At 58.6% G+C, this 17,888-nt stretch carries 19 protein-coding genes; 13 read left to right on the top strand and 6 right to left on the bottom strand.

Features of this window, described 5'->3' with window-relative positions; translation table 11 throughout:
- Window positions 1-125 precede the first annotated feature (125 nt).
- Window positions 126-347 (bottom strand): PA3496 family putative envelope integrity protein, encoded by a 222-nt coding sequence (locus tag QC823_RS10460; RefSeq protein ID WP_309656292.1) that lies wholly within the window; start codon window positions 345-347, stop codon window positions 126-128.
- Between the two features lie 340 nt (window positions 348-687).
- Here QC823_RS10460 and hexR point away from each other — a divergent pair, with 340 nt between their 5' ends.
- From hexR to QC823_RS10480, 4 genes are all read left to right on the top strand, one after another.
- Window positions 688-1,542: a transcriptional regulator HexR gene (gene hexR / locus QC823_RS10465; protein WP_309656293.1), complete on the top strand. Its 855-nt coding sequence runs from the start codon at window positions 688-690 to the stop codon at window positions 1,540-1,542.
- A 48-nt stretch (window positions 1,543-1,590) separates the two neighbouring features.
- Entirely contained in the window at window positions 1,591-3,789 is a 2,199-nt protein-coding gene (gene uvrD / locus QC823_RS10470; protein ID WP_309656294.1) for a DNA helicase II, read from the top strand.
- Between the two features lie 57 nt (window positions 3,790-3,846).
- Window positions 3,847-4,326 carry a phosphate-starvation-inducible PsiE family protein gene (locus tag QC823_RS10475; RefSeq protein ID WP_309656295.1) on the top strand — a complete coding sequence of 160 codons (480 nt, stop codon included), beginning with the start codon at window positions 3,847-3,849 and terminating at the stop codon, window positions 4,324-4,326.
- A gap of 103 nt (window positions 4,327-4,429) precedes the next feature.
- Window positions 4,430-5,518, top strand: coding sequence for a TRAP transporter substrate-binding protein (locus tag QC823_RS10480; RefSeq protein WP_309656296.1), 1,089 nt, complete (start codon window positions 4,430-4,432; stop codon window positions 5,516-5,518).
- 68 nt (window positions 5,519-5,586) lie between these two features.
- On the opposite strand, the gene QC823_RS10485 is transcribed toward QC823_RS10480, so the two are convergent.
- Window positions 5,587-6,027 (bottom strand): acyl-CoA thioesterase, encoded by a 441-nt coding sequence (locus QC823_RS10485; RefSeq protein WP_309656366.1) that lies wholly within the window; start codon window positions 6,025-6,027, stop codon window positions 5,587-5,589.
- A 132-nt stretch (window positions 6,028-6,159) separates the two neighbouring features.
- Between QC823_RS10485 and QC823_RS10490 the strand changes: the two genes are divergently transcribed.
- The 6 genes from QC823_RS10490 (at window position 6,160) to cysZ (ending at window position 12,135) form a co-directional block, all read left to right on the top strand.
- The gene (locus QC823_RS10490) at window positions 6,160-7,107 is read left to right on the top strand and encodes a PstS family phosphate ABC transporter substrate-binding protein (protein ID WP_309656297.1); all 948 of its coding nucleotides are present in this window, start codon (window positions 6,160-6,162) and stop codon (window positions 7,105-7,107) included.
- 102 nt (window positions 7,108-7,209) lie between these two features.
- Entirely contained in the window at window positions 7,210-8,343 is a 1,134-nt protein-coding gene (locus QC823_RS10495) for an ABC transporter permease subunit (protein ID WP_309656298.1), read from the top strand.
- Entirely contained in the window at window positions 8,340-9,713 is a 1,374-nt protein-coding gene (pstA, locus tag QC823_RS10500; RefSeq protein ID WP_309656299.1) for a phosphate ABC transporter permease PstA, read from the top strand. Before QC823_RS10495 ends, pstA begins: the two co-directional genes overlap by 4 nt.
- Window positions 9,707-10,516, top strand: a complete 810-nt coding sequence (pstB, locus tag QC823_RS10505; protein WP_309656300.1) for a phosphate ABC transporter ATP-binding protein PstB — start codon at window positions 9,707-9,709, stop codon at window positions 10,514-10,516. The genes pstA and pstB overlap by 7 nt, the downstream gene beginning before the upstream one ends.
- A gap of 38 nt (window positions 10,517-10,554) precedes the next feature.
- Window positions 10,555-11,280: a phosphate signaling complex protein PhoU gene (phoU, locus tag QC823_RS10510; RefSeq protein WP_309656301.1), complete on the top strand. Its 726-nt coding sequence runs from the start codon at window positions 10,555-10,557 to the stop codon at window positions 11,278-11,280.
- A gap of 114 nt (window positions 11,281-11,394) precedes the next feature.
- Window positions 11,395-12,135: a sulfate transporter CysZ gene (gene cysZ, locus QC823_RS10515; RefSeq protein WP_309656302.1), complete on the top strand. Its 741-nt coding sequence runs from the start codon at window positions 11,395-11,397 to the stop codon at window positions 12,133-12,135.
- A 15-nt stretch (window positions 12,136-12,150) separates the two neighbouring features.
- Here the strand turns inward: cysZ and phoR are convergent, their stop codons facing one another.
- The 4 genes from phoR to QC823_RS10535 all read right to left on the bottom strand — a co-directional run bounded on the left by phoR (window position 12,151) and on the right by QC823_RS10535 (window position 15,689).
- Window positions 12,151-13,437: a phosphate regulon sensor histidine kinase PhoR gene (phoR, locus tag QC823_RS10520; protein WP_309656303.1), complete on the bottom strand. Its 1,287-nt coding sequence runs from the start codon at window positions 13,435-13,437 to the stop codon at window positions 12,151-12,153.
- A gap of 2 nt (window positions 13,438-13,439) precedes the next feature.
- A complete protein-coding gene (gene phoB, locus QC823_RS10525; protein ID WP_309656304.1) occupies window positions 13,440-14,126 on the bottom strand; it encodes a phosphate regulon transcriptional regulator PhoB in 687 nt (228 codons plus the stop codon).
- Between the two features lie 95 nt (window positions 14,127-14,221).
- On the bottom strand, window positions 14,222-15,112 hold the full coding sequence (gene ubiA, locus QC823_RS10530) for a 4-hydroxybenzoate octaprenyltransferase (protein ID WP_309656305.1): 891 nt from the start codon (window positions 15,110-15,112) through the stop codon (window positions 14,222-14,224).
- 37 nt (window positions 15,113-15,149) lie between these two features.
- A complete protein-coding gene (locus QC823_RS10535; RefSeq protein ID WP_309656306.1) occupies window positions 15,150-15,689 on the bottom strand; it encodes a chorismate--pyruvate lyase family protein in 540 nt (179 codons plus the stop codon).
- A 147-nt stretch (window positions 15,690-15,836) separates the two neighbouring features.
- On the opposite strand from QC823_RS10535, the gene QC823_RS10540 reads away from it, so the two are divergent.
- The 3 genes from QC823_RS10540 to QC823_RS10550 all read left to right on the top strand — a co-directional run bounded on the left by QC823_RS10540 (window position 15,837) and on the right by QC823_RS10550 (window position 17,766).
- A complete protein-coding gene (locus QC823_RS10540) occupies window positions 15,837-17,006 on the top strand; it encodes an NAD(P)/FAD-dependent oxidoreductase (protein ID WP_309656307.1) in 1,170 nt (389 codons plus the stop codon).
- A gap of 131 nt (window positions 17,007-17,137) precedes the next feature.
- The gene (locus QC823_RS10545; protein WP_179930433.1) at window positions 17,138-17,410 is read left to right on the top strand and encodes an HU family DNA-binding protein; all 273 of its coding nucleotides are present in this window, start codon (window positions 17,138-17,140) and stop codon (window positions 17,408-17,410) included.
- Window positions 17,410-17,766 (top strand): hypothetical protein, encoded by a 357-nt coding sequence (locus tag QC823_RS10550; protein ID WP_309656308.1) that lies wholly within the window; start codon window positions 17,410-17,412, stop codon window positions 17,764-17,766. The genes QC823_RS10545 and QC823_RS10550 overlap by 1 nt, the downstream gene beginning before the upstream one ends.
- The last annotated feature ends 122 nt before the right edge of the window (window positions 17,767-17,888 follow it).

A 17,888-nucleotide genomic window follows, 5' to 3' on the forward strand; every position in this document is an offset into this window, starting at 1 on the left:
CATCAATCACCGATTGCGATAATGAAGGAATGGCAAACCAAGCGTCCTGAGTTATTTACCAAGAAGGTGGTTAATCACACGGGACCCGACACCTACCCACTCAGGCTTTAAGACAAACTTCCGGGTTAGTGCAGTTCGTGCTCGATGGGCTCGTCATCGTGCTCAGGCAAATCCGCAATCTCTTGCGAGAGTTTTTGGAACTCGCGGTGTAGCTCGATGCCGCGGCGGGCCCGCAGATTGCGTTGTGCACATGCACGCTTACGCTGGGTATGCTCGTTGACTTCCATGCTCATAAAAATATCGAGCAGTTCGCTTTTTACCGAGGTAACTCGTTCGACATTACGCATAATCGACGCTCCTTCGGGTGGCTGCTGTTAACAGCCGACCTTATCCACAGTGACATTTCCCGCCTGTCTGCACTCACTTTCACGCGATGATGCAGTGCGGCACTGTTAGTTTTACTATAACGCAGTTGACAAAATGATGAAGGTCGGGACAAAAAATCGTCCACGCCTTTTAAACGCACTGTCTTTTATGCAAACCCCTAGGCAAACGCGATGCTGCCCATTTTACCCGTGATTCAGGCATACTATTGTTTTATGTACATCTGTTCTGAATACGACTGTTTTACATACGAGCGCCCTACCCACCATTGCCTCGCACGCACCACTAACGAAGGAGCTGACCTTGAGCCGCGCCCTGTTCGATGAAATGAGACGCCGCATGGAGCACTTTCGCCGCTCCGAGCAAAAAGTGGCGCGCTTTGTGCTGCGCAACCCCGACGAAGTGATCCACATGCGCATTGTGGATCTGGCCACCGAAGCTAAAGTGAGCGAGCCTACCGTGGTACGTTTTTGTCGTGCACTGGGCTGTAACGGTTTTCAGGATTTCAAGCTCCAGCTGGCGCAAATGCTCGCGACCGGCACCCAATTCGCGCAATTCTCGATGAACGATAGCGACTCGGTCGCGGAGTTTTCCCATAGCATTTTTGACTCCACCGTCGGTACGCTGCTTTCGGTACGCGACCGCCTGGACAACAACGCCCTAGGCCGAGCGGTCAATGCGCTGGCGATGGCCAACCGGGTGGAGTTTTACGGCTTTGGCGCCTCCGGTGCGGTCGCGTTTGATGCCCAGCACAAGTTCTTTCGCCTACAGATCTCCACCTCCGCCTATGCTGACCCGCACATGCAGAACATGTCGGCGGTAACACTCAAAGAAGGCGATGTGGTGGTCGCCATCTCGCAAACCGGCCGCACTAAAGCGCTGGTCGCCAGCGTGCGCCTAGCCCGCGAAGCCGGCGCCACGGTGATCGGCCTGTGCCCCAGCGATTCGCCGCTGTCCAAAGAGGTAACCCTGCCGCTTTATATCGATGTCCACGAAGACACCGAGATCTACACCCCGATGAGCTCGCGGATTGCCCATCTGGTGCTGGTGGACGTGCTCGCGGTGGGCGTGGCCAAAACCCGTGGCCCTAAGCTTGCCGAGCAGCTGAAAGCGGTGAAAAAGAGCCTCAATCCGCTGCGCTTCCCCGAAGAGAGCTAGCCTTATGCTAGACTAGGCGCCCCTTTTTCGACCCCGGCAGCGGCTTTTATGGATGACGTCACGGCGATTCTCGATCAGCTCAACGGCGATCAGCGCGAGGCAGTAAGCGCCCCGCCAGGCAATCTTCTGGTGCTCGCGGGCGCCGGCTCCGGCAAAACCCGCGTCTTGGTTCACCGCATCGCCTGGCTGATGCAGGCCGAAGGGCTTTCGCCCTATGCGCTGTTGGCGGTCACTTTTACCAACAAAGCCGCGCGCGAGATGCGCACGCGCTTAGAAGCGCTACTGGGTATTTCGCTGCGCCACGTCTGGGTCGGCACCTTTCACTCGATTGCCCACCGCCTGCTGCGCACCCACTGGCAGGACGCGCGGCTGCCACAGCACTTCCAGATTATCGACAGCGATGACCAGCTGCGCCTGGTCAAGCGCCTGCTGAAAGACTACTCCATCGACGACGAGCGCTTCCCGCCGCGCCAGGTCCAAGGGTTCATTTCCGGCTGCAAGGAAGAGGGCCTCCGCCCTCCTCAAGTGGATGTCGCCGGCGATGCCTACCTGGGCCAGATGGTGGAACTCTATGAGCGCTACCAGCTCACCTGTGATCGCGGCGGGCTGGTGGATTTCGGCGAGCTATTGCTTAGAAGCCTGGAGCTGTTGCGCGATAACCCGGCGCTGCTCGCCCACTACCGCGAGCGCTTTGGTCACGTGTTGGTGGACGAGTTTCAGGACACCAACACGCTGCAGTACGCCTGGCTTAAGCTTTTGAGCGGCATGCAAACGCCAATGACCGTGGTCGGCGACGATGACCAATCAATCTACGGCTGGCGCGGCGCCAAAGTGGAAAATATCCGCCGCTTTGAGCAGGAGTTCCCGCAGGTCAAAACCGTGCGCCTGGAACAAAACTACCGCTCCACCAGCGCGATCCTGGAAGCCGCCAATACGCTGATCAGCCACAACAGCGAACGAATGGGCAAAAACCTCTGGACCGAAGGCGCCGAGGGCGCGCCCATCTCGGTTTATGCCGGGTTTAACGACCTCGAAGAGGCGCGCTTTATCGTCGATACTATCAAGGAGAAAGTCGACGAAGGCTTAAACCGCCGGGATATGGCGATTCTCTACCGCTCCAACGCCCAGTCGCGGCTACTCGAAGAGTCGCTGATTCGCCAAGGCATGCCCTACCGTATCTACGGCGGCCACCGCTTTTACGAGCGGTTAGAAATCAAAAACGCGCTGGCCTACCTGCGGTTGCTGCTCAACCGCGAGGACGACGCCTCGCTGGAGCGAGTGATCAACGTGCCCACGCGGGGCATTGGCACGCGCACGGTAGAAATCATCCGCCAGCGCGCCCGCGAGCAGAGCGTTTCGCTGTGGCAATCGCTCCACGACACCGCCCAAGACGGTACGCTCAAAGGCCGTGCGGCCAATGCCGTGCAGGCGTTTGCCAACCTCATTGAGCAACTCGATAACGATGCCGCCGGACTCTCGCTACACGAAATCATCGACCACGCCATCGCCCGTACCGGGTTGATCGAGCACCACCAGAGCGAAAAAGGCGAGAAAGGCCAGGCGCGGGTGGAAAACTTAGAAGAGCTGGTGACCGCTGCCCGCGCCTTTACCCAAGGCGATGTGTTCGACGCCCCGGAAGCCGGCGAAGGCATGGCCGCGCTGGAGGCGTTTTTATCCGAGGCCGCCCTCAACGCCGGCGACCACGAAGCCGAAGAGTTCGAGGACAGCGTGCAGTTGATGACCCTGCACTCCGCCAAAGGGCTGGAGTTCCCGGTGGTGTTTATCGCCGGTGTCGAAGAAGGGTTATTCCCCCACAAAATGTCGCTGGAGGAGCCGGGGCGCCTGGAGGAAGAGCGGCGTCTTTGCTATGTCGGCGTCACCCGCGCGATGGAAAAACTCTACCTCACCCACGCCGAAACCCGGCGCCTGCACGGCAAGGAAGTCTTTCCGCGCCCGTCGCGTTTTCTGCGCGAATTGCCGCCGCATTTACTCGAAGAGGTGCGCCTGCGCGGCCAAGTCTCGCGCCCGGTCACCGCGCAGCGCTCAAGCTTCGCCCAGCAAAGCGTGGAAGGTGACGGCGATTTACCCAGCTTGCACGTCGGCCAGCAGGTGAAACACCCCGTTTTTGGTGAGGGGATCATCCTCAATGCCGAAGGCGAAGGCGCCCGCGCCCGGGTGCAGGTCAGCTTCGAAGGCGAGGGCATTAAATGGCTAGTACTAGGGTTTGCTAAGCTGACACCCCTGTAGACATGACGCCTGTGTGCTTCAGGGCTTACAGCATCCATACGCCGTAAAGAGGGCCTTATGAAACAACGCTTAAAACGCCTATTCCCTGAAGTGTGCAACGGCTGGTCCGAACTGAGCGGCTACCACCGCTTTGAACGCTTGGTCTCGCTGGTACTGAGCGTTGCCATTGCCGGGGCAGTACTGGTCGCTATGTACTACCTGGTAATTCATGTGGTGCAGCTTTTGTTCATTCAAAGCCGCGACCCGTTCGACTACCGCGTGTTCCAAGCGCTGTTCGACATGATTCTCACCGTACTCATCGCCATGGAGTTCAATAACTCCATCATCCGCACGATGGCCGGCGGAAAAGGCTTTATCCACGTCGAAATCGTGGTACTAATCGCGATTATGGCACTGGTACGCAAGTTCATGGTGCTGGATATGGAAGTCATTGATCCTTGGCAAATTGGCGCACTCGCCGCCGCGGTGCTGGCCTTGGGGGGTTGCTATTGGCTGGTCCGCCACGCCAATCGCATGAAAGACCCCTCAGATGAGTAATCAGAATGCTTGCGGGCAAAATTCGCTTTAACGCATACTAATCGACGGACACCGCGCTTTTTGCGCTTACATAAAAACCATACTGTTCGGAGTCTTGCTCATTATGCAACGCCGTCACTTTTTGAAAACCGCCGGCCTGAGTGCCGCCGGTGTCGCTGCCGCCCCGTTTATTTCCACCGCCAAGGCCCAAGAGACCATCACCTGGAACATGGTTACCTCATGGCCAAAAAACTTTCCCGCGCTGGGAACGGGGGCGAATGAATTCGCCGAGCGTATCGAAGCCCTCTCCGGTGGGCGTATGCGCGTTCGCGTTCACGGCGCCGGCGAGCTGGTCCCGGCGCTTGAAGTCTTCGATGCCGTGTCAGCGGGCACCGCGGAAATGGGCCACTCAGCTTCTTACTACTGGCGCGGCAAAGTCGCAGCGTCGCAGTTTTTTACCGCCGTGCCGTTCGGTATGACAACGCAAGAAACCAACGCCTGGCTGTATTACGGCGGCGGTCAAGAACTCTGGGATGAAGTGTACGCCAAACACAATCTCAAGCCTTTCCCGGTAGGCAACACCACCACGCAACCCGGCGGCTGGTTTAAAAAAGAGATTAACTCGTTAGATGACCTACAGGGCGTCAAACTGCGCCTGCCGGGGCTCGCGGGTGAAGCGATGAACCGCATCGGAGTGACCACCGTTAATATGGCCGGTAGCGAAATTTTCACCGCCATGCAAACCGGCTCGCTGGATGCCGCCGACTGGGTAAGCCCCTATAACGACTTAGCGTTCGGCCTGCACCAAGTAGCGGATTACTACTATACCTCAGCGTGGAACGAGCCCAGTGCCGTGCTAGAAGGCACCATTAACCTAGACGCTTGGAACGCCCTGCCCGACGATTTAAAAGCCGTGGTCACTGAAGCCGCCCGTGCCGCTAACCTTTCGATGATCAGCGAGTTCACCTTCCGCAACGCGCAAGCGTTGGATACGCTGGTTAACGAGCACGACGTTAAGCTGCGCACTTTCCCGGAAGACGTGATGCAGGCACTTTATGAGGCGTCCAACGAGGTCATCCGCGAGCAAACCGAACGCGATGCCGATTCCAAGAAAGTATACGACTCCTACCGCGCCTTCCAAGAAACGGTACGCCCCTCAACGGACAGCGGCGAGTTCACTTACCTGAAGACCCGCGAAAACGTCGGCGCCTAATGGCGTGATTACCGCGTCACGCCACGGAGGTCGTCTAAACGCCTCGTGGCGTGTGGGTTCAAGGCTTATCAGCCATCGCTGCCATGCACCGCGCGAATGCGGCCATTGTCATCGAGCGCTACCATTACAAAGTGCGCTTCGGTTACCTTTTGCCGTTCTTTCACGCTATGGCCATGGGGCGGACGCACCCACACTTCGACCTCAATCTTAATTGAGCTATGGCCAATCTCACGCACGTGCGTGTAAACACTCACCATCGATCCCACGCGCACCGGGCTGAGAAAGTCCATCGCCTCAATCGCCACTGTCGCGGTGCGGCCGTAAGCCTCACGACCAGCCGCTAGCTCAGCCGCTTGATCCATCTGATTGACCAGCCAGCCACCGGAAATATCGCCGTAAAGATTGGTGTCCTGGCGCGAAGCCAAAAGCTTAAGCGTTAACTGGCCCGTGGGGGTGGGTATATCATCCACTTCGTTATGCAAAAGAGCCTCGTTATTTGAAAAAGTCATCATCGCGTCGCTTTTTGAATTTATTGTTGTGACATAAGAATACGGAGTGCTGCGTTTTTTTGCGAGTTATCCGCAGTGTATCATTGCTGCACTGCAATAATAGACAGCAGTTAACCATATGAGGGCGGGCGTTTGAATAGTCATGTTTTATCTTTATGCCGTAGGGCGACGCCCATTTGGCTTACCCTCCTACTGGCCTTAACGTTCACGCACGCCGATGCCCAAGCGCCGACGGTGGACGGCACCTTAGGGGCTGTCGGCTCTGACACCATGGCGGGCTTAGTGTTGCGCTGGGGTGAGGCGCTAAAGCAGCGCCACCCTGACGTTAAAATTCAGTTCCAAGCCGCCGGTTCGGCCAACGCGCCGCCGGCGTTAATCGCGGGCACCACTCGGCTAGGCCCTATGTCGCGCCAACTGACGCCTGACGAAATACAGGCGTTTACGAATCGCTATGGTTATCCACCACTGGAGCTGAAAGTTGCCCGAGACGCATTGGCGGTGATTGTCCACCGCCACAACCCGCTCGACGCGCTATCGCAACGGCAGGTGGATGCCATTTTTTCGACCTCCCGCGCGTGCGGTGCCAACGCCTCCATCACCCGTTGGGACACAATTTTAGATCAGGCGGACTGGCCGTTTTACCACATTGCCTTGCATGGGCGTAACACGGCCTCGGGCACCCACGATCTCTTCCAGCAGCGGGCGCTTTGCGGCGGCGAATTTCGCCGCAATGTCAGTGAGCACCCCGGCACCGCACCGGTGGTCGCCGCGGTGGGCGAATCGCCCGGCGCCATGGGCTACGCCGGCTATTCGCACTTAAACGCGCTAGTGAAAGCCTTACGCATTGAGGACGGTGATGGCAATACCATCGCGCCGAGCGAAGGGGCCGTCCAAACCGGCGCCTACCCGCTATCGCGCTATTTATACCTCTACGTAAACGCACCACCCAATGTCCCGCTGCCCCCGGCTGAGCGCGCGCTGTTGGCGCTGATATTTTCGCCCGAAGGGCAGAAAATTGTCCGTGCCGCCGGCTTTGTGCCACTGTCAGAGACGGTACGCCAACAGCAAGCCCGCTGGTAAGCGCTGTCATGGAAATGTCATAAACATGTCTTACGCTAAGCGACTCTCAGGAGATAGCGCCATGCGCGACGTTCATCCGCCCGATCATTGTATTCCACTGCCATGACCCCGCCCTCTCGGCTACACCATTCAACGCCTTCGGGTTCTGACCCACGGCGTCAACGACTCGACCGGCTCGCCACGGCGTCCATCACGGTGGGCGCGTTTGCCGTTTTGGCCGCGATTTTGGCCATCGGGATTTTTTTGCTCTGGGAAAGCCTCCCCCTGCTCTCCATGACAGGGACGTTTACCTTGGAGACACTCTCACCGTTGGCTTGGGGCACCTTAAAAGCGGCCTTGGCGGCAATGTTATTGGCCTTACCCGTCGCCCTAGGCGCGGCGGTTTACACCGCCCTCTACATGCCACCTCCGCTGCGCAGCCGCATAAAGCCCGTACTGGAAATGATGGAGGCGATCCCCGGCGTCGTGGTGGGGTTTATCGCCGGGCTGATTTTAGCGCCGTGGGTCGAGCGTCATTTAGCTAGCACGCTCGTGTTACTGGTGTGGTTGCCTCTCAGCACCCTGCTAGCCGGGGCGTTATGGCACCGCGCGCGACAATCACTGCGCCAGTACTTACCCTTCAGCTGGGCCGGGCTATGGCTTGTGCCCTGGCTCGTTGTCATGACGTTCCTTGCGCTCTGGGCGACACCCGGTGTTGAGCAGGTGCTGATCGGTGGCGATGTTCGCCAGTGGCTGGATCAACAGCTCGGGCTTAATTACGCCACGCGTAACGCCATGATTGTGGGAATGGCCATGGGGTTTGCCGTGATTCCTAGCATTTATGCGTTGGCGGAAGACGCCCTTGCCGATGTGCCCGCCTCGCTACTGGAAGGCGCACAAGCCCTCGGCGCCACCCGCTGGCAGGCGTTGTGGAAGGTCGCCCTGCCAGCGGCTGGCCCTGGGATTTTTTCCGCGGTGATGATCGGCGCTGGCCGCGCCGTTGGCGAAACCATGATTGTGCTGATGGCCAGCGGCAATACCGCGCTTTTCAGCGTCAGCCCGTTTGAAGGCATGCGCTCTATCGCCGCCGCCATTGCCATTGAGATGCCGGAAGCCGCCCCCGGCAGTAGCACCTACCATGTGCTGATTTTCGCCGCGCTGGTACTGTTTTTGTTTACCTTTTTGGTCAATACCCTGGCCGAAGTGGTGCGTTTACGGCTGCGTATTCGCCTAAGCCGCATGGGAGGTGGAGGATGAGCCGCCTATGGCCCTGGCTGTGCGCCGCAAGCGTGGCACTTTCCCTTTTGATGCTCGCCGCGCTGCTGACACTCCTGCTCACCCGTGGCCTGGGCCACTTTTGGCCGGCGACGCTAGAAAGCGTCACGCTGGACTCGGGCGAGGTCATCGCCGGCGAGGCGGTGCGTGAAATACCGCTGCCCCATCGCGACGGCGAAGAGCGGCTCTACTTCACCGCTAACCGCGACTTGGACAGTCATCGTTGGCGCTGGGTGGAAATTAACCACATCGACGAACGCAGCACGCCACACGCGCTGGTGCGTTTAGAGCGCAGCCCCTGGGGCGATTTTATCGGCTACCTTACCGCCGTTGAATCCGCCGGGAGCCATCTTGAGGGTGAAGCGGCCTGGCAAGCGCTTAAAACAGCGCTAACGCGGCCTCCCCCCGAGCGCCCCAACGCAACGCTGATCCTCAAAAGCGCCGGAGGTGAGACGCTGCGCCAGCCACTTAATGAAATTCATCGCGCTTATCGCCCTAACGCCATGGCGTGGTGGGAAAAAATACGCTTCTGGTCGTCAGGCGTGTGGCAGTTCTTAAGCGAAGGGCCGCGTGCCGCGAATACCGGCGGCGGTGTCTGGCCGGCTATTTTCGGCACGGTGTTGATGGTGATGGTGATGTCGTTGATCGTCATGCCCTTTGGCGTGCTGGCGGCCATCTACTTAAATGAAATCGCCCATCAGGGGCGTCTTACCCGGCTGGTGCGCATTGGTGTGCGCAACCTGGCGGGCGTGCCGTCCATTGTTTATGGCGTATTCGGTTTGGGCGTCTTTGTTTACGGCCTTGGTAGCTCATTGGACGAGTGGTTTTTTAGCGATTCGCTGCCGTCGCCGACCTTCGGCACCGGGGGGCTTCTGTGGGCATCGCTAACGCTGGCGCTTTTGACCTTGCCGGTGGTGATTGTCGCCACCGAGGAAGGGCTTGCGCGCATCCCCGATGCTCAGCGCGAAGGCGCCGTCGCCCTCGGTGCAACCCGCCTTGAAATGCTCACACGGGTGGTATTGCCCATGGCAGCCCCGGCGATGCTCACCGCGGTCATACTCGCCATCGCCCGCGCCGCGGGCGAAGTGGCGCCGCTAATGCTCGTGGGCGTGGCAAAACTGGCACCACAAATGCCGGTGGATGGCGAATTCCCCTATTTGCACGTCGAACGCAAGTTTATGCACCTGGGCTATCATCTGTTTGATACCGCCTTTCACGGCGAGGATATCCAGGCCGCCATCCCGCTGGTCTACGCGATCGCCCTGCTTTTGGTCTTCATTGTGTTAGTGCTTAATCTAACTGCCATATTGTTGCGTCATCATTTACGCCACCAACGGGGGCAGTCATGTTAGCGTCGCCAAACGTCTCGAATGCCGCTTACCTGACGCACTTTAGCGCTGCGCAAAGCTGCCTCAGTATTGAACGCTTTAGCCTCGCTTACGCGGGAAAAACCGCGTTGCGCGAGTTAACGCTTAACGTGCCACGCCACCGGGTCACGGCATTTATCGGCCCCTCTGGGTGTGGCAAGTCGACTCTCTTACGGGCGATCAATCGACTGCACGATTTAAACGAAAACGCCACCCACAGTGGCCGTATCACCTTTGAAGGTGAGGATATTTATGCCGATAACATGCATGTATCGGAACTGCGGCGGCGGATAGGCATGGTGTTTCAAACGCCAAACCCGTTCCCCATGTCGATTTACGAAAACGTCGCCTTCGGGCTGCGCTTGCAAAAGCGCATCTCTAAGCGTAAACGCGATGACATTGTTGAGTGGGCGCTTACCTCGGCGGCGCTCTGGGATGAGGTCAAGGATCGCTTACACAAATCCGCTTGGCAGCTTTCAGGCGGGCAGCAGCAGCGCCTGGTGATCGCCCGCACGCTCGCCGTACAGCCCGATATCTTGCTGCTCGATGAACCAGCCTCAGCGCTTGACCCGATTTCAACGCTCAAAATCGAGGAGCTGATTCGCAACTTGAAATCTCAGCTAACCTTAATACTTGTCACCCACAACATGCAGCAAGCCGCACGCGTCTCGGATTACACCGCCTTCTTACACGACGGTGAACTCATTGAGTACGGCCCGACAGACCAAGTCTTCACCAACCCGCACTTACAGCGAACGGAAGACTACATTACCGGCCGAATGGCATGACCCCCCTACCCCCCGATCACCACGATAAGGAGCGTTCCATGGATATCACCAGCGACAGCCACAGCCAACATATCTCGCGTCAGTTCAACCAAGAGCTGGAAGAGCTCAAAACCCACCTCATGGCCATGGGCGGCCTGGTGGAAAAGCAGGTAAGCGATGCCGTTACTTCTCTGCTGGAAGGCGATACCAAGCTTGCCATCAAGGTCCGCGACAGCGACCGCGAGGTTAACGATTTGCAGCTGCAAATTGACGACGAGTGTACCCGCGTGCTGGCGCGCCGCCAGCCCGCCGCCTCTGACCTCCGCCTGGTCGTCGCCGTCATCCGCGCCTCGTCTGATCTTGAACGTATTGGCGATGAAGCGAGCAAGATCGCGCGCAACGCCATTACCTTAAGCGAAAGTGGCGCGGCCGTACGCGGTTTGGTGGAGGTGCGCCACATCAGCGAGCACGTGCGCAAGATGCTACGTGATGCGCTGACCTCGTTTGCACGCTTTGATACCGACCTGGCGTTAGAAGTCGTGCGAGAGGACGAACTAGTGGATGACGAGTACGGCAGTGCGATGCGCTCGCTCATCACGTTCATGGCCGAGGATGCCCGCTCCATTTCCGCGGTACTCAGCGTGATGTGGGTGTTGCGGGCATTAGAGCGGGTGGGCGACCACGCTGACAACCTCGCTGAGCACGTCGTGTATTTGGTCAAAGGACTCGATATTCGTCACAGCAACCCGGAAACGCTTGAACAGCAAATGCAGCAGGGCAGATAACCCGAAAAAGCGAAGAGACACATCGCGGACGCGTTACGCTATTGCCATTATGGTCATATCCCGTATCTTATGGGCCGCTTTGCGGCCCGTTTTTTTGCCAGGAATACACCTTCTATGCTGAACGCCTTCACCGCCATCGCTCAGGGAACCTGCTGGGTTTACCGCCCCGGCATGCGGCGCTATATTTTTTTACCCATTGTGGTCAATTTTCTCGTCTACGCGACGCTACTCAGCGTGGTGTGGCAACGCTTTGAAGGGTGGCTTGGCTATTGGATGAGCTTGGTGCCCAGCTGGTTGGATTGGCTTGCCTGGCTGATTTGGCCGCTATTTTTCTTATGCTTGGTTGCCGTGGTGTTTTTTACCTTCACCGTGGTGACGAACTTGATTGCCGCACCGTTTTACGGCTTTCTTGCCGCTAAGGTGGAAGTCGCCGCCACCGGGCGCGAGCCGCTCGACGACCGCGGTCTAGCGAAAACCGCGATGGATGCCTTAGGACGTGAACTGATTAAGCTCGGGTATATTTTGCCGCGCGCTATTTTACTGTTTGTCATCAGCTGGATTCCGGGCTTGAACCTTTTCGCCCCGCTTTTGTGGGCGCTCTTTTCCGCCTGGGTGGCCGCCATTACCTACTTGGATTACCCCATGGATAACAACAAGGTGAGTTTTGCCGAGATGCGCCGGCGCCTCTCTGGCCGCTGGTGGCATAGCGTAAGCTACGGCGGGCTGGTTACGTTGATTACCTGGATACCCCTGGCGAACCTGTTTTTACTTCCCGGCGCAGTGGCTGGTGCCGTGTTGATGTGGGACGCCCACTACCGCACAGAAGCCATGACAGGCGGGGCTATCGTGCGTTAAAACGTCGTTTCGGGATTAGCAGGCAAGCCGCTCTTTGGGGAACACGCAGCGAAACAGGGCGCCTTCCCCAGGGTGGGAGTCAATTGAAAGCGTGGCGTCGTGGCGCAGTAGCACGTGCTTGACGATCGCAAGCCCGAGACCCGTGCCGCCAGTCGCAGTGCTACGCCCTTTATCCACGCGATAAAAGCGCTCGGTGAGGCGGGGAAGATGCACCGGGTCAATCCCTTCACCATCATCTTCCACGTCGATGCAGCCGCCGTCCCCCTCCATTTGCCAGCGCAGCGTGATGTGGCTATCCGGGGGGGTATAGCGCACGGCATTAAATGCCAGGTTGGAAATCGCGCTGCGTAACTCTTGCTCGCTGCCGATAAGCTTGGCGTCGCTCGCTATGTCGATCTCAAGGGTTTGCCGACCTTTTGACAACGCCAGTGCGTCTTCGCGCACGCCTTTCAATAACGCCGCGACATCGATTGGCTGGTGGTCCTCACCGCCCTGATCAATCTCCAGGCGCGAGAGCAGCAACAGGTCGTTGACCAAGTTCTGCATCCGCGTGGTCTGCGCCTGCATCTGCTCAATACCGCGGCCCAACCGCGGCGGCAGCTGTTCCGCTAAGTCGCCATAGGTTTCTAAGTAGCCGGAAATGACCGTCAGCGGCGTGCGCAGCTCATGGGAGACATTGGCCACGAAGTCGCGGCGCATCTGCTCTAAGCGATGCAACCGGGTAATGTCGCGGGCCATCACCAAGCGCTCGTCGTCGCCGTATAAGGTAATTTGATACTGCAGAATGCGCCGCTCATCGATGGGGGACGTGAGCGTTAGCGGCTCGCTGTAATCGCGGGAATTGAAGTAGCGGACAAAGCGCGGGTCGCGCAAAAAATTGGTAATGTGCTGGCCGCGATCATGTTTGATTTTCAGCCCTAACATCTTAGCCGCGGCGCTGTTCCACCACTCCAAATCCCCATGCCGGTCGAGCATCACCACGCTATCGCGCATGGCTTCTGAGGACTCTTGAATCCTGGCAAGCGTGGCGCGTAGGCGGTTTTGCGTGAGGCGTTGGCTTTTTTGGTAGCGGTAGAGACGGTCAAAAAGCTCGCCCCAAATCCCAGGGGCAGCCGGCGGTTCATCGTGGGGGGAGCGGATAAGCCAGCGGTGAAGCGCGCGCAGCTGGTAAAGGTGATACCCCAGACACCCCCCCAAGCCAACGGCCAAACCAAGCCCTGGCACACCCAAGAACGCCCCCAGTGTGGCACCTACCGCCGAGAGCCACACTAGACGCCAAATTTCACGGCTCCAAAGGCGCACGCCTACCCTCGCGCGGAGAAGCGGTAGCCTGTGCCGCGTACCGTTTGAATGAGCCGGTTATGCTCACCCAGCGCTTTACGCAGCCTTCGAATATGCACATCCACGGTACGCTCTTCGACATAGACATTGCCGCCCCAGACTTGATCAAGTAACTGGCCACGCGTGTAAGCGCGCTCTTGATGGGTCATAAAAAACTGCAATAACCGATACTCGGTGGGCCCCATATCGACCGATTTGCCATAAGAACTGACGCGATGGCTAGCAGGGTCCAGCAGTAACCCTTCAATTTCAATGGGGTCTTCCACGCCGCGCGGTGTGGTGCGTCGCAGCACGGCCTTGAGCCGAGCCACCAGTTCGCGCGGGGAAAACGGCTTGGTGATGTAATCGTCGGCGCCGGCTTCCAAGCCCTGGATTTTATTGTTCTCCTCGCCTTTGGCGGTAAGCATGATAATCGGCAACTCAGCGGTGGTTTTTTCACGCTTTAAGCGCCTGGCGAGCTCAATACCGCTAGTGCCCGGCATCATCCAATCAAGCAGCAAAAGATCGGGCTGGTGATCCACCACCATCGCGTGAGCATCCTGGGCATTATCCGCTTCAAGTACGCGATAGTCAGCCATTTCCAGGGCTACCGCGATCATTTCGCGAATCGGCGCCTCATCATCGACGATCAAAACGGTCTTGGCGGTCATTACAAGCCTCACGGTGCTTAAACGGAAAAGATCAACACGACATTTCGATGACGATCACACCATGACTTGATGACAATTACATGACACCTAGGGTTTTACCCCGCACTGGGCCACAAGCTCAAGGCGATTCCGGCGAAAACGACCAATCCCGACCAGTGGTTATTCAAAAACGCTTGAAAGCAGCGCGACCGTTCGCGGTGACGAATCAGCGCTTGCTGGTGCACGAAAGTCGCCGCCATGGCGGCGAGCCCTAGCCAGAAAAAGCCTCCTAGCGCCAAGCGCCAACCCACCGCCGCAAGCAGCAAAAGGGTCGCGAGCTGCAGCAGGCCGATGATCAAACGATCTGCGCGGCCAAACAGCACGGCGGTGGATTTAATGCCGATTTTAAGATCGTCGTCGCGATCCACCATGGCGTATTCGGTGTCGTAAGCCACCGTCCACAGCACGTTGGCAAAAAACAGCAGCCAGCCCTCCAGCGGCACGTACCCCAGCACCGCGCCGCACGCCATGGGGATCGCCCAGGAGAACGCTGCCCCCAAAAACACTTGCGGGAAGTGGGTATAACGCTTCATAAACGGGTAGATAAACGCCAATATCAGCCCGCCCAGGGAAAGTATAATGGTGAACAAATTGGTAAACAGCACCAGCACAAACGCAACCGCCACCAGCCCCACAAACAATAGCTGTGCCTCACGCTCGCTAATGCGCCCATTGGCCAGCGGGCGATCTTGAGTGCGTTTGACGTGCCCGTCGAAGTGACGATCAGCATAGTCGTTGACCACACATCCTGCCGCGCGCATGGCGTAAACCCCGGCAACAAAAATCACCAGCACATCGCGCCCCGGCACGCCTTGTGCTGCAATCCACAGCGCCCAGAGTGTCGGCCACATCAAAAGCCAGGTGCCAATCGGCCGGTCTAACCGGGTAAGGTGAAGAAAATCGGGCACGCGAGCCCAACCAATCGGCCGCAGTAGGGAACGGTCCATGCTTACCTCGTCTCAAGAAAACGCAAAAGCGGCTAGCCTAGCGCGAAGGCAGCGCCAACGCATCCGCCATGGCGGTTAAAAAGTACTCCTGCACCAGCAATGACAACCCAGCGTGCTGAAACCGCGACCGCCGCCCCCAGCAGCTGTCAACGGCGGCGAAACGCGGCGGCTGAGAGGTGACCTCAAGCGGGCCGCGCTTTAGGTCCGGCTGCTGAAACAGCCAGCTTCCCAGCGAGCGCTCCCCCAGCTGCTCCAGACGCTGACCACGACATTGCGCCAGCGGCGCCACCGTGCGCGCCACCACCCAGGGCGTACCGTCTAGGCACAGCGCCACTTCACGTCGCCACGCATAGCGTCGCTGCCCAATGCCAAGCGCCATGGCCTCATCGGCAAACGCAAACCCTATGCTCTGGCGCAGTAGCCGCACCCGAAACTTACGCCCTTCACCTGCGGCGATCAGCCGCGCGGTCAACGAGTCAGTAGACGCTACCCAGCGCCACCAAGGAAGCGACATGGCGGGGCGCGCCGCCGTAACCGGCAGCCAGCGCGCAATGGGCGCGCATGATTGCGTTTGCATTACACCAATATCCGGCAAAGCCTGCCTCTCCCTGAAGAGCCACTCAAGCGGCCAATCAAGGCGATTGACCCAAACCATCCCAACGCTTGCTAGTGTACCATGCTGGCATTACTGACTTTTTTCGCCTTTTAGCTTGATAGGTAACTTATGTCGATACCCCACGCCGATTTAGTCATTATTGGCACCGGCATGGCCGGGGTAGGCCTTGCACGCGCGCTGCGCCGCGAAGGTGATACGCGCCGCCTCACCTTGATCAGCGCCGACAGCGGCGACGACTACAGCAAACCGCTACTTTCCACCGGGTTTGCCAAAAAGCTAGCCCCGGATAAGCTCGCCCAGCGCGATGCCGAAACCCTCGCTGAAGCGCTTAATGCCACGCTGCTGTCGCACACCACCGTGTCCGCAATCGACCCCGAGGCGCGGTGGCTGACGCTTGCCGATGGCAGCGACTACGCTTACACCCAGCTGGTGCTTGCCACGGGAGCAGCGCCGCGCGCGCCGTTTGCCATTCCCAGCGATTGCGCCGCTCACTGCTTCAGCGTTAACGACCTGGACGACTACCGCCGCTTTCACGCCGCTCTGCGTCACGGCCCCGCCCGGGTCGCGATTATCGGCGCGGGGCTGGTCGGCTGCGAATTTGCCAACGACCTGCACGCTGGCGGCCATCACGTTAGCCTGATTGCCCCTGAGAGCGCTCCCCTCCCGCGCCTTCTGCCCGAGCCACTCGGTCATGCACTAGGCGAGACGTTTATTGAAGCGGGCATGCAGCTGGCGCTGGGGCGCTCGCTTGAGCGCATTGCCCGTGGCGCCAGCGACGCCGTGCAGCTGACACTTGATAACCACCAACGCATTGACGCCGATGTGGTACTGCTGGCCACCGGCCTTGCGCCCCGCACCGCGCTTGCCGCCAAGGCCGGGCTTGAGGTCTCTGCCAACGGCATTGCGGTTGACCGCACTCTGCAAACCTCGCACCCGGCTATTTTCGCCCTCGGTGACGCGGCTTGCGTGGCCGGTGTGAACGCCATGTACGTGCAGCCGCTGCAAGCCAGTGCCAACGCCCTGGCCAAGACGCTTGCCGGAACGCCCACGCCGGTTCACTTTGGGGCCTGGCCGGTGATCGTAAAAACACCGCTTTTGCCGGTGGTTGCCTACCCCCCGCTGGCAACCCCAGCGCGCTGGCGCATCGAGGCAGACGGCACGGACATGACCGCCCTCGCCGAAGATAAAGACGAACGTTTGATCGGTTTTGCGTTGACAGGCGGCTGCGTGAGACGGAAAGTGGAGCTTTCCAGAGCCGCCCCTGCGCTGCTAGGCTGATTTTCACTGCCTTACGCGCTACGCTTAGGGCACTGACTTGCAAGCACTTGTTAGTCGCTGCTGTATCGAGCAATGTTTTATTCGCTTTTGATAACGCCTTAACACCTGAACGAAAACACCGGAGATACCTAATGCGCAAACCTGAACTCGCCGCTGCCATTGCCGAAAGCGCCGATCTATCCAAAGATAAAGCTGGCCAAGTATTGAACGTAATCCTCGATGAAATCACCAACAGTGTCGCTAAAGGTGACGATGTTTCTCTGATTGGTTTTGGTACCTTCACCGTACGTGAACGCGCCGCCCGCACCGGCAAAAACCCACAAACGGGCGAGCCGCTGCAAATTCCGGCCAGTAAAAACGTGGCGTTTAAGCCAGGTAAAGCGCTGAAGGACGCAGTTTCCTAATGAAACTTGCGCTAACGCTGTGGCTACTCGGCTTTTTGCTTAAGCGTGCGCTGCGTCGCAAGCCGCGCTTTCGCGAGCAGCTTGAACGCATGCGCAGCCTGGATTGGGGGATTGCCACCGAAGACTTGAAGGTTGCACGCCACTACCGAATTTCACCCCAACGGGTCACGACGGGAAAGGGGTTGCCGGTGGACTTGGACCTTGAGCTACGCTTTCGCGACCCCGAGGCTGCCTTACGCATTCTCAAAAAGCCCACTCAGCAGGCGTTTCTTGACGGCATGATGGCCGGTGATGTCCGCCTTGTCGGCGACTCCGCCGATATGAACAAGCTGCAAAAACTGTTGAAGTATTTGTAAACAGTATTTATAAGCAGCATTTGTAAGCTTTATTCATCCCGCCGCTTTTGCCTACCGTTCGCCCCGCCGCCTAACCGCGGCGGGGCGTTTGTTTTATCGGCCGCCGGCATAGCCACTTGCCT

This window comes from Vreelandella vilamensis (genome assembly GCF_031451755.1).
Taxonomy (GTDB): Bacteria; Pseudomonadota; Gammaproteobacteria; order Pseudomonadales; family Halomonadaceae; genus Vreelandella; species Vreelandella vilamensis.